We start from the raw sequence: 13504 nt of genomic DNA, 5'->3' as shown, positions 1-13504 counted from the left end.
ATCGGTATGAACACCCCGCGCAAGTCGCGTACCTTCAAATCGGGCAATTCGGTTGCCCTCAGGCTACCCAAGTCGCTCGGCATCGAGGCGGGTGTCGAGATGACCGTGCGTGAGGAGAAGGGGCGGTTCATCGTCGAGCCGGTCGCGGCCGAGCCGCGCAAGATCGACCTGACCGGCATTGCCGGATCAATCCCGTGGCTGAAGCCGCTGACTTCCGAGGATCGTGAGTTCGAGGAGCGCGAGCTCGACTGGGAAGGAAAGTTGCTCAAGCGTGAGTAACGCTCGGTTTCTGCTCGATTCCAATATGTTCATCTATACGCTCCGCGATGCCGGGGGTGCGGTAGCCTTGCGCATTGGATCGATGCCGGCAGATCTTCTGGCAACCTCGAGCATCGTAATGGCCGAGGTGCTGCGCGGGATGCCCACATCTGAAAAGGAAGCGCGCGCTTCCGCGGAGCGTTTATTTGCGCTGATCCCGCCACTGCCGTTCGATCGCGTAGCGGCGGAAGTCTACGCTACCCTGCCGTTCAAGCGTGGTCGCCTCGACCGACTGATCGGGGCCCACGCACTTGCGCTTGGCCTGACGCTCGTAACCAACAACGAGCGCGATTTCGCCGATATCCCCGGCCTCAAGGTCGAGAACTGGACGCTATGACCTTTGCCGCTACCGTACTTACGCTCTACCCGGACATGTTTCCTGGGCCGTTGGGAGTGTCACTTGCCGGGCGGGCGCTGGGCGAGGGGAAGTGGACGCTCGACGCGGTCAATATCCGCGACTTTGCGGCCGACAAGCATCGCACTGTGGATGACACCCCGGCAGGCGGTGGTGCGGGCATGGTGCTGCGCGCCGACGTGCTCGCGGCGGCGATCGACAGCGTGGCGGATGATCGGCCCATCCTGGCCATGACGCCCCGCGGAGTACCCTTGACACAGGAGCGGGTGCGGGCGCTCGCAGAGGGGCCGGGCGTCACCGTTCTGTGCGGCCGGTTCGAGGGGTTCGACGAGCGCATCTTCGAAGGGCGGCGGGTCGAGCAGGTCTCGATCGGCGACTATATCCTCTCTGGTGGGGAGATGGGGGCGCTGGTGCTGCTCGACGCTTGCATTCGGCTGCTTCCCGGCGTAATGGGCGCGGCTTCAAGCGGTGTGGACGAGAGCTTCGAAACGGGGCTGCTCGAATATCCGCAATATACCCGACCTGTCGAATGGGAAGGGCGCACGATCCCCGAAGTGCTGCGATCGGGGGATCATGCGAGGATCGAGGCATGGCGAAAGCACATGGCCGAGACCGATACACGGCTAAGGCGGCCGGACCTTTGGGAGCGCCATGAGGGTGCTCGGGTCAGGTCGCCCTCTGGCGCGCGGCGACAGACGAAGGACGAATGAGATGAATCTCATCCAGACGATCGAAGCCGAGAACATTGCCAAGTTTCTCGAGAACAAGAAGATCCCCGAATTCCGCCCCGGCGACACGCTGAAGGTCGGCGTGAAGGTTGTCGAAGGCGAGCGTACCCGCGTTCAGAACTATGAAGGCGTGTGCATCGCGCGTTCGAACAAGGGCATGGGCTCCAACTTCACTGTGCGGAAGATCTCGTTCGGTGAGGGCGTCGAGCGCGTCTTCCCGCTCTATTCGCCGAACATCGATTCGATCGAGGTTGTCCGCAAGGGCGCCGTGCGTCGTGCGAAGCTCTATTATCTGCGTGGCCGGACCGGCAAGTCGGCCCGTATCGCCGAGCGCCGCGACACGCGTCCGGCCAAGACGACCGCTGCCGCCGAGTAATCGGCCAGGCGCTTTCGCCGAAGTTTCGAACGGGGCGTGGAGACGATGGTCTCCGCGCCCCGTTTCGTTTGCCAGGATGGGGGCGGGCGTCCAACAACGGCGCCGATCCGGCGCTTATTTTTTCTTCCGCTGTTATGTTGGATTATGCAGTAGAATCGTGCTGCGTTTCCAAGGGCTTGGGACGGGTTTCCCTGTTAGGCGATAACAGCGGAAAAGACGACGGAATGGCGCCGATGTTTCCGCTGCTCCTGGCGAAAAACCGTCCAACATCATCGACCATGGGAAAGAGCCTGGCGGGGTATCGCAAACACCCCGGCCGCCCCGCGCTCTCACGATACCTCCGGCGGTTGAATCGATCCGGTCAGGCTGCCAGCCAGTCGCCGAACGCGGCACGGGCGCGGTCGGTGTACATCTTCTTGCGATCGGCCTTTTTGGTGCGGCCCGGGATCGGCGGCATCAGCCCGAAATTGACGTTCATCGGCTGATAGGTCTCGGCGACCGCGGCGCCGGTGATGTGGTGCAGCAACGCGCCGAAGGCAGTCTCGACCGGTGGCGGCGCGAGCGTGTGGCCGCCGAGCTCCGCGGCGGCGAAGCGGCCGGCGAGCAGGCCGATCGCGGCGCTCTCGATATAGCCCTCGCACCCGGTGATCTGGCCGGCGAAACGGATGTTCGGCCTGTTCTTCAGTCGGAGCGTTGGATCGAGCAACTCCGGCGAGCGGATGAAGGTGTTGCGATGCAGGCCGCCGAGCCGCGCGAACTCGGCATTCTCCAGGCCGGGAATGGTGCGGAACAGGCGAACCTGCTCGGCATGCTTCAGCTTGGTCTGGAAACCGACGATGTTCCACAGCGTGCCCTGGGCATTGTCCTGGCGGAGTTGCACCACGGCATGGGGCCAGCGGCCGGTGCGGGGATCGTCAAGGCCGACCGGCTTCATCGGGCCGAAGCGCAAGGTGTCGAAACCGCGCTCCGCCATCACCTCGATCGGCATGCAGCCCTCGAAATAGGGTGTGTCCTTCTCCCATTCCTTGAAGTCGGTCTTGTCGCCCGCGATCAATCCGGCGTGAAACGCGGCGTACTGGTCCTTGTCCATCGCACAGTTGATGTAGTCCTTGCCCTCGCCCTTGTTCCAGCGCGACTGGAACCAGGCGGTGTCCATGTCGATGGACTCGAAATGGACGATGGGCGCGATGGCATCGAAGAAAGCGAGCGAGTCGGCGCCGGTGGCAGCGCCGATGCTCGAGGCGAGGCCGGCGGCGGTGAGGGGGCCGGTGGCGATGATGGCGAGGCCGTCGTCCGGCAGAGTATCGACCCGCTCGCGCACCACGGTGATGTTGGGATGGGCCGTGATGGCAGCGGTCACGCCGGCCGAAAAGCCGTCGCGATCGACCGCGAGCGCAGAGCCTGCGGGCACCTTGTGGATATCGCCCTCGCGCATGATCAGCGAGCCGAGTGCGCGCATCTCGGCATGGAGCAGGCCGACCGCGTTGCTCACGGCGTCGTCCGAGCGGAAGCTGTTCGAGCAGACCAGTTCGGCCAGGCCGTCGGTATGGTGGGCCGGCGTCATTTCGCCCGAGCCGCGCATTTCGGAAAGCTTCACCTTGTAGCCAGCCTCGGCGAGCTGCCACGCGGCCTCGGATCCGGCGAGGCCGCCGCCGATGATATGGACGTCATGAGTCATGCGCGGGCAGATAGCAGCGTGCCCGGCGAACGGCCAGCGGGGCTAATCGTCCTCGGCCCACGCGGTCATGTGCCAGCAGACCAGGGCGCAGATCATTCCGGGGATCGTGAAGGCGAGGATCCACGGAAGCGGATCTCCTTCCGACTCGCCGAATAGAAGGGCCACGAAGGGTATCGACACCAATGTGCCAAGCCCGGCTCCGGCAGCACCCCAGACGATCGGCGAACGCGAGTCCGGCGCGTGATGGCCCAGCCATGACATTACCGTTGCACCGAAGAAGACGGGAAGACCCGCGAAGACGAAGCCTAGCGGAGCCGAGGCGACCAGCAGAAGAATGGCGACAGCGATGTGGAGCATGCAGAGGCGATGAAGCCCTTCCGGATACCGGATCACGACACCAATGATGATGGACAGTAAAACCAACGGCACGGCCAGCAATGAGGCCACGATGGTGCCGGCGAGGATCGATGAAGTGCTGCGCATGAGGTTTCGCTAACACCGACTTTGCAATGGTCCGATAGCGACGAGCGATCTGCACGGTAAACTCATGAGAAGCGCATTGAACCTTCATGGCCGAGCTTGTCAGTGAGAGGCGGCCTCTTTCGGACGAAGAGAGAAGCGGGGCTTCGACAAGCTCAGCCCGAACGGGGTAGCTTGCTCAATCGACTGTGGCAAAGGCCGGGCTGGGGCTCGGCTGAACGGTGAAGTTCGCGGCGATCAACGGGCCGATGACGCTCTCGAAATGCGCGCGCTGTGCTGAGGAAGGTCCTCCGCGAACCGGCCCTGTTGCCATCCCAGCAACCAGCCGAACTGCGAGGGCTCTCCGCGAGGCGCTACTGGCGCTTGAAAGGTCTGGACTGGTCAGCCATCTGCTGCGCTTCTCAACCTTGGAGTTTAGGACAACAGGATGACGACGATCACCGAAGCCGCGCCTGAAACCCGTTCGTTCGAAGCCGATGTCGCCAAGCTGCTGCATCTTATGGTGCATTCGGTCTATTCGGACAAAGATGTCTTCCTGCGCGAACTGATTTCGAATGCCGCCGACGCTTGCGAGAAACTGCGCTACGAGGGGCTGAGCGATCCACATCTGCTCGGCGAGGACGGACAGCCTCGGATCACCGTGACTCTCGACTCTGACCATCGACGCCTGACGATCGAGGATAATGGCATCGGCATGAGCGAGGCCGAGCTTGCCGATGCGCTGGGCACGATCGCCCGGTCGGGAACCAAGGCGTTCATGGACAGGATCGCCGGTGCCAGGGATGCGGAAGGCAGTCACCTTATCGGCCAGTTCGGCGTCGGCTTCTATTCGGCCTTCATGGTCGCGGATCAGGTCGAGGTCATCTCGCGACGCACCGGCGCCGATACGGCCGCGTCCTGGTCGTCCGATGGCCTCGGCACCTACACGATCCAGCCGGTCGATATCGCCGATGCGCCGGCGCGCGGCACCCGCGTGCTGCTGCACCTGAAAGAGGATGCGGCGAGCTATACCGAGAGCTTCACGGTCGAGCGCACCATCAAGATTCAGTCGGGCCATGTGCCGGTGCCGATCTTCCTGAAGGATGCGCCCGACGGCGAGCCGAAGCAGATTGCCGACGGCGCGGCGTTGTGGACCAAGCCCAAGTCCGAGATCACCGCTGAGGAATATAAGGATTTCTACCGCAGCGCCGCTGGGCAGTTCGACGAGCCGGCGCTGACGCTGCATTACCGCGCCGAGGGCCTGCACGAATATAGCGTGCTTGCATTCGTGCCCGAGACCAAGCCGTTCGACCTGTTCGATCCCGATCGCGCGGGCCGCATGAAGCTCTACGTACGCCGGGTGTTCATCACCGATGAGGCGCAGATTCTGCCGCGCTATTTGCGTTTCGTGCGGGGGCTGGTCGATTCGAATGATCTGCCGCTCAACGTTTCGCGCGAGATGATCCAGGAAAGCCCGGTCCTGGCTGCGATCCATAAAGCCATATCGAACCGCATCCTGTCGGAACTTGACAAGCTCGCGACGAGCGACACGGAGCGCTACCTCAAGATCTGGGACAATTTCGGCCCGGTTCTGAAGGAAGGTCTCTACGAGGATTACGCGCGGCGTGAGACATTGCTCGACCTCGCACGCTTCAAGTCGACCACTTCGGGCGGCGCATGGCGCTCGCTCAAGGACTATGTCGCGGGCCTCAAGGACAATCAGACCGCGATCTATTATGCGACCGGCACCGATCTCGACCGCCTCGCCACCTCCCCGCAGCTGGAAGGCTTCCGCGCGCGTGGGATCGACGTGCTGCTGCTCGCCGATCAGGTCGACAGCTTCTGGGTCACATCCGGCGTCGATTATGAAGGCAAGCCGTTCAAGTCGGTCACGCAAGGACTGGCCGATCTCGGCCTGATCCCGCTCGCGGACGGCGAGCAGCCGGCGACGGCCGCCTCGGACGCGGTCAACGGCTTCATCGCGTTCGTGAAGGAGACGCTGGGCGATGCCGTGTCGGACGTGCGCGCGTCCGATCGCCTGACGAAGAGTGCCGTGTGCCTCGTAGCGCCGGATCACGGTATGGATCGACAGCTCGAAAAGCTGCTTGCGGGCGCCGGGCGCCTCGACACCACCGTAAAGCCGGTGCTGGAGATCAATCCACATCATAAGCTCGTCGAAAAACTGAGCGTGGTCGGCAGCAACGACGAAGTCATCCGTGCGGACGCGGCGCATCTTCTCTTTGACGAGGCGCGGATCGCGGACGGCGAACTGCCTGTCGATCCTCGCGCCTTCTCGGCTCGGCTGATGCGCTTGCTGGAGCGTGGAACAGGCTGACACAGACATCTGCGGGGCGGCGAAGGCTTCTCGACTTCGTCGCCTCGCTGAGCTGTCCGGGCGCAAAGGCTGGGGGCGATCCACTTTGGAGGCGCGGCCGTTTCGGCGGGGCGTGTGAGCACTCTACACGCGGCATCGGCCGTGTCCGAAACTGGTCCCGCCTCAACCCGGCACACAGGACGGGCCGCAGGTCAGTCCGTCGACTGGCGTTATCGCGGCGATGAACTCGGTGGCGCGGACAGGGCCGCAATTGCGAGCGGCGATCGAGACGATCCGGCATATCCGGTCCGCTGAGAGAGCGACATGGTCCGCCATTGCCCGGCTGCTGAGCGCGGCTATTTGCCGGCATCCAACGTGCCCGCTTTTGCCGCGATCGGCCTGGCTGTCGGATAGAACTGGACGAAGGTCGTCTCGACGGCTCCGTGCTGCTGGTGGCACGCATAGCAGCTCGATGAGGGGGGAAGCGCTTTCGCGGGCCGCTCGCCAGTGACTTCAAAAAAACCCCAGCCGGTGGGAAAGCGCTTGGCGTCGCGTATGTGAAGCTCGAGATAGGCGCGCTCCTCGGTCTGGAACTGCCCCGTACGGTTAATTGACCCGTTGGTCGCGCCGCGGCGCCCTTCCTTCACGAAGATCGTCCCCTGCGGCCAGCGTCCGGTCGCCTTGAAAACCCGCCAGGAGGCCGGATCGACGAAGACATTGTCGAACGTATCGTGCCCGGCGATCGGCTCGTCGCCATAGTTCATGTTGAGGCCCGAGGTCAGGAAGATCCAGTCGCGATAGTTGGCGGGGACGATGATATCGCCGGCGGCGTTGTAGCGGGTCGCGCCGCCGGCGTTCGCGACGCTGACTAACAGCAGCGGCGACAGCAGCTTGAGTGCGCGCATCATGGTCATTGTCCTGTTCCCTTGTTGGCTGGAGCACGTTCAGCACCTCGACCGGCGTGCCTGCGAAGACTGCCCGGCAGGGCGACGATGCTTGTAGACCGGTCCATCAGCCCACACCGGCCAAGCCGGGATGCCCCTGGGGCCTCGGGCCAAGACCGGCCCAGAGGAAGCGCCGGTCGGCCGCCGCGATCGGCAGGTCGTTCACGGATGCCTCGCGCCGGCGCATCAGGCCGTTGTCGGCGAACTCCCATTGCTCGTTGCCGTAGCAGCGATACCATTGCCCCTCGGTGCGGCATTCATATTGGAAGCGCACCGCGATACGGTTGTCGGTGAAAGCCCACAGGTCCTTCACCAGACGATATTCTTCCTCGCGCGTCCATTTAGCGGTGAGCAGGTCAATGATCTCTGCCCGTCCTTTCAAAATGCGGTCGCGGTTCCGCCATTCGCTGTCCACGGTGTAGGCAAGCGCCACCTGCGCCGGATCGCGGCTATTCCAGGCGTCTTCCGCCGCGCGGACTTTGAGCAATGCGGTCTCGCGGGTAAAGGGGGGCAGGGGCGGGCGAGGCAGTTCGACGGTGGTCATGATTTGTCTCCTTGGACCGCGAGCGCATCGCGCAGGGCCAGGTTTTCGCTTTCGAGTTCGGCGAGGCGCGCGCGCAATGGGGCTACCGCGGCGGCAACCTCGCTCTCGGTGAAGCGCGGCGTGATATGCTGCGGGCAGTTCCAGTCGAATGCGTCGAGATGGAGGATGAAGGCGCGCTCCGGCACGGCGCGATAGCCGGGCAAAGCGAGACGGGCGGCGAGATCGGGGTCGGCGACGAGATCGCGTTCCTCGATCCGGGCGTAGAGCTTCAGCCGCCTGCGGGCTGGATAGTCCATCAGGATCACCGCGACCCGGTCGTTCACCGCGGTATTGCCCAGGGTGATATATTGCCGGTTACCTCGGAAATCGGGAAAGACGAGTGTCTTGTCATCGGGTATTTTAATGAAGCCGGGCGGGCCGCCACGATGCTGGACATAGGGCCAGCCGGTTTCCGAGACGCTTGCCATATAGAAGCTGTCGCGCGCAGCGATGAAGGCCTGCTCTGCTTGGCCGAGGCGATCGAAGGCTCGGTTCGACCCGGCCCTGTCATACAGCCCGGCGCTGCCATGGGCGACCTGCGCCGCATGGACGCCGGGGGTGGTCGCGATGTCGAGGAAGCCATGAGGCATGATCGATTCCACATCGGGGAATGCCGTCGGCAGGCGAGGGGTCCTAGCCCGCCGACGGCGAGGGAAGTCAGGCGGCTTGCGCTGTGAGGACGACGGGGAAGTCGATGTCAGTTTCGGCGACATTGTTGATATAGTTGGTCAGCACGTTGAGCGCGACCGAGGCGACGATCTCGATCACCTGCGCTTCGCTGAAGCCAGCGAGACGGACGGCAGCGATGTCGCCGTCACTTACTTTGCCACGCGCGGCGAGAACCTGGCGGGCGAACACGACCGCGGCATCCGCCTTGGCGTCGCCCGAATGGCCGGCGCGGTTCAGTGCGATCTCGGCGTCGTCGATCTTGGCGAGGTTCAGTCCGAGATAGGTGTGCGCCGACAGACAATAGTCACAGCCATTGGCCTGAGCGACGGTGATGGCGATCCGCTCGCGCGTCCTGGCATCGAGCGTGCGGCCCAGTGCCGCATTGAGGCCGAGATAGCCTTCGAGGGCGGCGGGGCTGCCGGCGACCAGGCGGAACAGGTTGGGGACGACGCCAAGCTGTTTCTCGACTGCGTCGAGCAAGGGCTGGGCTGCAGCGAGGGCATCTTCGCGGGCAGTGATGGCGAGGCGGGACATGCAACTTTCTCCGGCCAGAGCGGCTGGATGCCGTCTGCCCATTGAAGATGTCACTTCCCAAGAACTGTGATAATCCATTGATCATACATTTCACTCATGCGGATATCGGGATAATTATGGACCGACTGGAAGAGCTGCGCACTTTCATTGCGGTCGCCGACCTGGCGAGCTTCGCCGAGGCCGCGCGCCACATGCGGATATCTCCGACTGCGGCGAGCCGCGCGGTGGCGTCGCTCGAGGCGTCGCTCGGAACAGCGCTGCTGCGCCGAACGACGCGGTCGGTCCGGTTGACCGAGGAGGGTGCCGCCTATTTGGATCGCTGCCGCGCCGCGCTGGTCGAACTCGACGATGCGGCGCTCTCGTTGCGCGGGGACGGCGCCACACCGGGCGGGACGCTCGTCGTCACCGCCCCGGTCGCTTTTGGGCGGCTGCACATTCTGCCTTTGGCGAACCGCCTGCTGCGCATGCATCCGGCCCTCAGGGTGTCATTGACGCTGATCGACCGGGTGGTGAGGCTGGTTGATGAAGGAATCGACGTGGCGGTGCGGATCGGCGACTTGTCCGACAGTTCGCTGCACGCGCTCAAAGTCGCCGAGGTGCGTCGTATTCTGGTGGCGAGCCCGGCCTATCTCGCAGCGCGGGGCGTCCCCGCGAACATCCCGTCGCTGCACGATCACGACCTGATCTCGTTCGCCGAGATCGACCGCTCTCCTGAATGGCGGTTCGGACCAACCGGCAAGCCGGCAATCCGGATCGAGCCGCGCCTCATAGTCAACACCGCCGATGCGGCGGTCGCCGCTGCCATCGACGGCATGGGAATCGCGCGGGTGCTGTCCTATCAGGCGATCGATGCGATCGGTGCCGGCACATTGGTGGCGCTGCACGATGATATCGCCCCGCCGTCTCTCCCGATTCATCTCGTCTATCAGGCGAACCGCCGGGCGTCAGTCAACGTGCGCGCGTTCGTAGAGGCCGCGCGCGCGCATTTCGACGGGATGGACCTGACTGGCCGGTCGTTTCCGGTCGGGCCAATCTCTGGAGCCGATGACGGTATTAAAGGAGGCGGGACAGGGCCCGCTCGGGAACGCCACGCTCATTGATTGAACGGGCCGAGTTGCCATCGTGACGCGCCCCCTGCGCGACGGGCGCGAGGTCGATATCGTCGGCTGCAACCGGGCAAGCGCGGACATTCTCGATCGGTTCGCCCCATACGACCAAACACCTGGTTTGAATTGGTGAGATCAATGCCGTCCCTTTCGACAGAATGGCGCCGGTTCCTGCCGTTCAGGGCGATTACGCCAAGTGATCGCAGCCAAAGGAAGCGTTGAACTGTGGCGCGGCAAATTTTGTTGCAAAACACTATTCGCATCGGATCAAGGAAAGCCTTAACGAACTGATGGCGCGCATCCTTGCCTTGTGGTGCGCAGGGAGGTCCGCGCGTGGTAAGAGCCGATATGCATGACGCGCTGGAAATGCTTGCCGAGCAGGGAGCAGGCGATCCGCGGGCCCTGGTCAACATCGCGAAGGCCATGACCGGGACTCGACCCGATCGCGCGGCGGCACTTGTCCACGATGTGCTCGCGATGGGCCCGGCTCCGTCTATTGCCCGCGAGGCAGAAACGCTGCTCAAGGAAATGGTGCCTGACTGGCATTTCGTGATCGTGCGCGATCATGCCCGTAACCAGGCTTATGACCAGGCCCTGCGTCGTGCGGTGACTCCCCAATCCCGCGTTCTGGATATCGGCACGGGTACCGGGTTGCTCGCGATGATGGCAGCGCGTGCCGGAGCGCAGGACGTCGTGACCTGTGAGCAGAATGCGGCGGTCGCCGGGGCGGCGACGCGGATTCTCGATGCCAACGGGTTCGCGGATCGTGTCCGGTTGATCCCCCGGCATTCGTCCGACCTCGATGTGGAGCAGGATCTGGGCGGTGCGGTGGACGTGCTGGTATCCGAGATCGTCAGCAATAACCTGATCGGCGAAGGGTGCCTCGCGGTCATGGAGGAGTCGGCTCGCTGGCTGAAACCCGATGGTCGGATGATCCCGGAAGCGGGGACGGTTCGGGTGGCGCTCGCCTGGAGCAGTGCCCTGGAAAAGCGGCGCATGGGAATCATCGACGGATTCGACCTGTCCGGGTTCAACGTGCTGGAAGCCGCGGTGTGGCCGCATGCTATCGGCGATCCGACCCTCGACGTTCGGAGTTCGAGCGCGGATCTGATGCAATTCGACTTCCGCTCGGGCGGTCCATTTCGTCCGGCGGAGCAGCGTGCCACCGTGGTCGCCGATGGCGGTCCCATCAATGGCGTGCTGCAATGGATCCATTTGAAGATGGACGACGAGATCGTTTACGAGAATCGGCCAGGCCCTGGCGCTTCATCCTGTTGGGCGACCTTATTCTATCCGTTCCGCGATACGATGGAGGTGGTGGCTGGCCAGGCCGTTGCCGTGGTTGGAGCCCATGATCGGGAGACGTTCAGTATCTGGGCGGAACTGGTAGACTGAAAGAGGGCCTGACGGCGCGATCAACGGTCCTGCGCTATATAGACGGCCAGGCGCAGGATTTGGCGTAGCGCGGCTGCATCAGCCGAAGGAGCCGGATTGCCGCTGAGCGTGGCCTTGATCGTCGCCGGATCGGGCAGGGCTGCGACTTGCGCGCGTAGCGCGTCGACATCGAGAACGGTTCGTACCGTGTCGTTCGCCGCCACCTCATCGACCCGCGCCGCCAGCTTTTCCTTCTGCTCGGCCATGATCAACGGGAGGGCCGGGAAGGGTGTGGCCTTGGCGTGGCGCTCACGGATCATGTCGGGCAGCACCCCTTTCATGGCGTCCCGGAACACCCGCCTTTTCCAGCCGTCGCGGAGGAACAACTCGCTGGGAAGCGACAGTGCATACTCAACAACCCGGCGGTCGAGCATAGGGAAGGCGAAGGCGACACCATGCTGCGCGCCCTGCGCCGCCCAGTTCTCGCATCGCTGTGCGATATGGGACGAACCGATCAGCCGCGTACGGTTTGCCCCGGCGTCCGGCCCCATGGACAGCGCGCCGTCCCGGTCTTTCCCGAGCGCCGCCGCAATGTCGTTCGGTAAACACTGCAGGAGCCGGTGCCTGAGCCCGTCGCCGCGTTTGCGGGATCGCGCCGCGTGCCAGAAGGTAGGGAGCAGGTAGCCGATCACTTCTCCGCGCAGGATATCGGCGATGCTCACGCCGCGTTCGCGCCTGAGCGCCGAACATTCGCGGGCCAGCGTACGCCACCGGCCCTTGAGCAAAAGCTCGGCCAGCGCGCCGCGCCCGTTGAAGGTGGCCGCTTCGTCACCACCCCAGCCGGACAGGACGATGTGCGCTCCGGCCGCGGCCGCGCCGGCGCAGACCGCGCAATCGGGATCTTCCGGCCCGACCGGTAGCGGAAGGTCGGAATGGAATGCGCCAGGGTCGATATCATCGCGCGGTGGACGCACCGCGGTCCATGCAATTCCGGATTCCTGTTCCAGCACGGCCTGAACGAAAGCGGTTTCGTCGTCGAGCACGACATCATTGCGCTGGACGTCGAGGAACGACCAGGCATGGAGTTGGCGGCCGCTTTCGTGAAGCTGGCGCGCGGCCAGGATGGCAATCGCGGACGAATCGAGCCCGCCGCTCAGATGTGCCGCAACGTTGCCCGATTCAGGCAGGCGACTGCGCACGGCCGCATCGAGAAGAGTGCGCAGGCCGATCGCGGCCTCGTCAGGCGTCACATGTCGGCGGCGTGCAATTCGAGCATCCGGCGCCCAGTAGCGCCGCACTGCCAGGCCGTCCGCGGAAACCTCCAGGCAATGGGCGGCGGGAAGGCGTGCCATACCCGTGAACAATGCTTCGCCGGGCCTTTGCTGCTGGACGAGGTGACGCGCCAGCGCCACGCGGTCGAACGTTCGCTGCACCAGCCCGCCGCCATGAAGACCTGACGGAAACGAGGCGAAGGCAAAGCACTCCCCCGGACGCCACGCATAGTAAAAGGGCCTGACCCCGAACATGTCGCGCGCGCACAACAGCCGGCGTGCCTCGGGGTCCCAATGGGCGAAGGAAAAGTCGCCGGACAGATGGCGTGGCGCGTCGCTTCCCCAGCGTTCGACCGCCTTTCCGATGAGGATATCCTGGTCAGCGCCAGGGCAATCCAGCGACGCTGCGAGTTGTCCGGGGGTGTCGAGCCGGCGATCGGCTGCCAGCATGATGCCGCTATGGGATACGGGGGCAGGGGGGGCGGAAGCCGTCGCGGCGAAATCCACCACGGCAAAGCCGACATTGCCTTCGACTGACCGACGCACCTCGGGGGTGAGGCCCGCCGCGATCATTCCCGCCGCCATCGAGTCGAGCATGGCGAGATCGACGTGTTTGCCGTCGAGATGCCATATGCCGCAGATCAGGCGCATTGCGTTCCCGGCCATTGAGCGATGCGGACCCAGGATCCCGACGGAGATTCCGGGTTCATTGCGCGGAGCAGGTAAGCAGTCCCGCCGCGGTCATGCCAGCTGGCGCAACGGCGAAAGGCCGGGGTGTCGAAACCGAGCATGTTT

At 64.2% G+C, this 13504-nt stretch carries 14 protein-coding genes; 7 read left to right on the top strand and 7 right to left on the bottom strand.

The window, feature by feature from the left end:
* Positions 1-6 precede the first annotated feature (6 nt).
* The 4 genes from AC1DT7_RS15705 to rplS are packed head-to-tail and all read left to right on the top strand — an operon-like array spanning position 7 to position 1777.
* Positions 7-279, top strand: coding sequence for an AbrB/MazE/SpoVT family DNA-binding domain-containing protein (locus tag AC1DT7_RS15705; RefSeq protein WP_478036971.1), 273 nt, complete (start codon positions 7-9; stop codon positions 277-279).
* Positions 224-655, top strand: coding sequence for a PIN domain-containing protein (locus AC1DT7_RS15700; protein ID WP_478036970.1), 432 nt, complete (start codon positions 224-226; stop codon positions 653-655). Before AC1DT7_RS15705 ends, AC1DT7_RS15700 begins: the two co-directional genes overlap by 56 nt.
* A complete protein-coding gene (gene trmD, locus AC1DT7_RS15695) occupies positions 652-1383 on the top strand; it encodes a tRNA (guanosine(37)-N1)-methyltransferase TrmD (protein ID WP_478036969.1) in 732 nt (243 codons plus the stop codon). Before AC1DT7_RS15700 ends, trmD begins: the two co-directional genes overlap by 4 nt.
* Before the next feature lies 1 nt (position 1384).
* Positions 1385-1777 carry a 50S ribosomal protein L19 gene (gene rplS, locus AC1DT7_RS15690; protein ID WP_478036968.1) on the top strand — a complete coding sequence of 131 codons (393 nt, stop codon included), beginning with the start codon at positions 1385-1387 and terminating at the stop codon, positions 1775-1777.
* A gap of 361 nt (positions 1778-2138) precedes the next feature.
* Here rplS and trmFO read toward each other — a convergent pair whose 3' ends face one another.
* Together trmFO and AC1DT7_RS15680 are read right to left on the bottom strand one after the other, a co-directional pair.
* Positions 2139-3455, bottom strand: a complete 1317-nt coding sequence (trmFO, locus tag AC1DT7_RS15685) for a methylenetetrahydrofolate--tRNA-(uracil(54)-C(5))-methyltransferase (FADH(2)-oxidizing) TrmFO (protein ID WP_478036967.1) — start codon at positions 3453-3455, stop codon at positions 2139-2141.
* Positions 3456-3497: 42 nt separating this feature from the next.
* A complete protein-coding gene (locus AC1DT7_RS15680) occupies positions 3498-3938 on the bottom strand; it encodes a hypothetical protein (RefSeq protein WP_478036966.1) in 441 nt (146 codons plus the stop codon).
* A 424-nt stretch (positions 3939-4362) separates the two neighbouring features.
* Between AC1DT7_RS15680 and htpG the strand changes: the two genes are divergently transcribed.
* The gene (gene htpG, locus AC1DT7_RS15675) at positions 4363-6249 is read left to right on the top strand and encodes a molecular chaperone HtpG (protein WP_478036965.1); all 1887 of its coding nucleotides are present in this window, start codon (positions 4363-4365) and stop codon (positions 6247-6249) included.
* Between the two features lie 335 nt (positions 6250-6584).
* On the opposite strand, the gene AC1DT7_RS15670 is transcribed toward htpG, so the two are convergent.
* The 4 genes from AC1DT7_RS15670 to AC1DT7_RS15655 all read right to left on the bottom strand — a co-directional run bounded on the left by AC1DT7_RS15670 (position 6585) and on the right by AC1DT7_RS15655 (position 8958).
* Positions 6585-7142, bottom strand: a complete 558-nt coding sequence (locus AC1DT7_RS15670; protein ID WP_478036964.1) for a cytochrome P460 family protein — start codon at positions 7140-7142, stop codon at positions 6585-6587.
* A 97-nt stretch (positions 7143-7239) separates the two neighbouring features.
* Positions 7240-7716 carry a nuclear transport factor 2 family protein gene (locus tag AC1DT7_RS15665; RefSeq protein WP_478036963.1) on the bottom strand — a complete coding sequence of 159 codons (477 nt, stop codon included), beginning with the start codon at positions 7714-7716 and terminating at the stop codon, positions 7240-7242.
* Positions 7713-8345, bottom strand: coding sequence for a pyridoxamine 5'-phosphate oxidase family protein (locus tag AC1DT7_RS15660; protein ID WP_478036962.1), 633 nt, complete (start codon positions 8343-8345; stop codon positions 7713-7715). Before AC1DT7_RS15660 ends, AC1DT7_RS15665 begins: the two co-directional genes overlap by 4 nt.
* Before the next feature lie 67 nt (positions 8346-8412).
* Positions 8413-8958 carry a carboxymuconolactone decarboxylase family protein gene (locus AC1DT7_RS15655; protein WP_478036961.1) on the bottom strand — a complete coding sequence of 182 codons (546 nt, stop codon included), beginning with the start codon at positions 8956-8958 and terminating at the stop codon, positions 8413-8415.
* 116 nt (positions 8959-9074) lie between these two features.
* Between AC1DT7_RS15655 and AC1DT7_RS15650 the strand changes: the two genes are divergently transcribed.
* Both AC1DT7_RS15650 and AC1DT7_RS15645 read left to right on the top strand, forming a co-directional pair.
* Complete coding sequence (locus tag AC1DT7_RS15650) at positions 9075-10058, top strand: LysR family transcriptional regulator (protein WP_478036960.1); 984 nt, start codon at positions 9075-9077, stop codon at positions 10056-10058.
* 354 nt (positions 10059-10412) lie between these two features.
* Positions 10413-11459: a 50S ribosomal protein L11 methyltransferase gene (locus tag AC1DT7_RS15645; protein ID WP_478036959.1), complete on the top strand. Its 1047-nt coding sequence runs from the start codon at positions 10413-10415 to the stop codon at positions 11457-11459.
* Between the two features lie 20 nt (positions 11460-11479).
* On the opposite strand, the gene AC1DT7_RS15640 is transcribed toward AC1DT7_RS15645, so the two are convergent.
* A complete protein-coding gene (locus tag AC1DT7_RS15640; protein WP_478036958.1) occupies positions 11480-13360 on the bottom strand; it encodes an asparagine synthetase B family protein in 1881 nt (626 codons plus the stop codon).
* Positions 13361-13504 lie beyond the last annotated feature (144 nt).

This window comes from Sphingomonas sp. P3_C6 (assembly GCF_056402595.1).
This window is presented reverse-complemented; position numbering and strand designations above follow the sequence as displayed.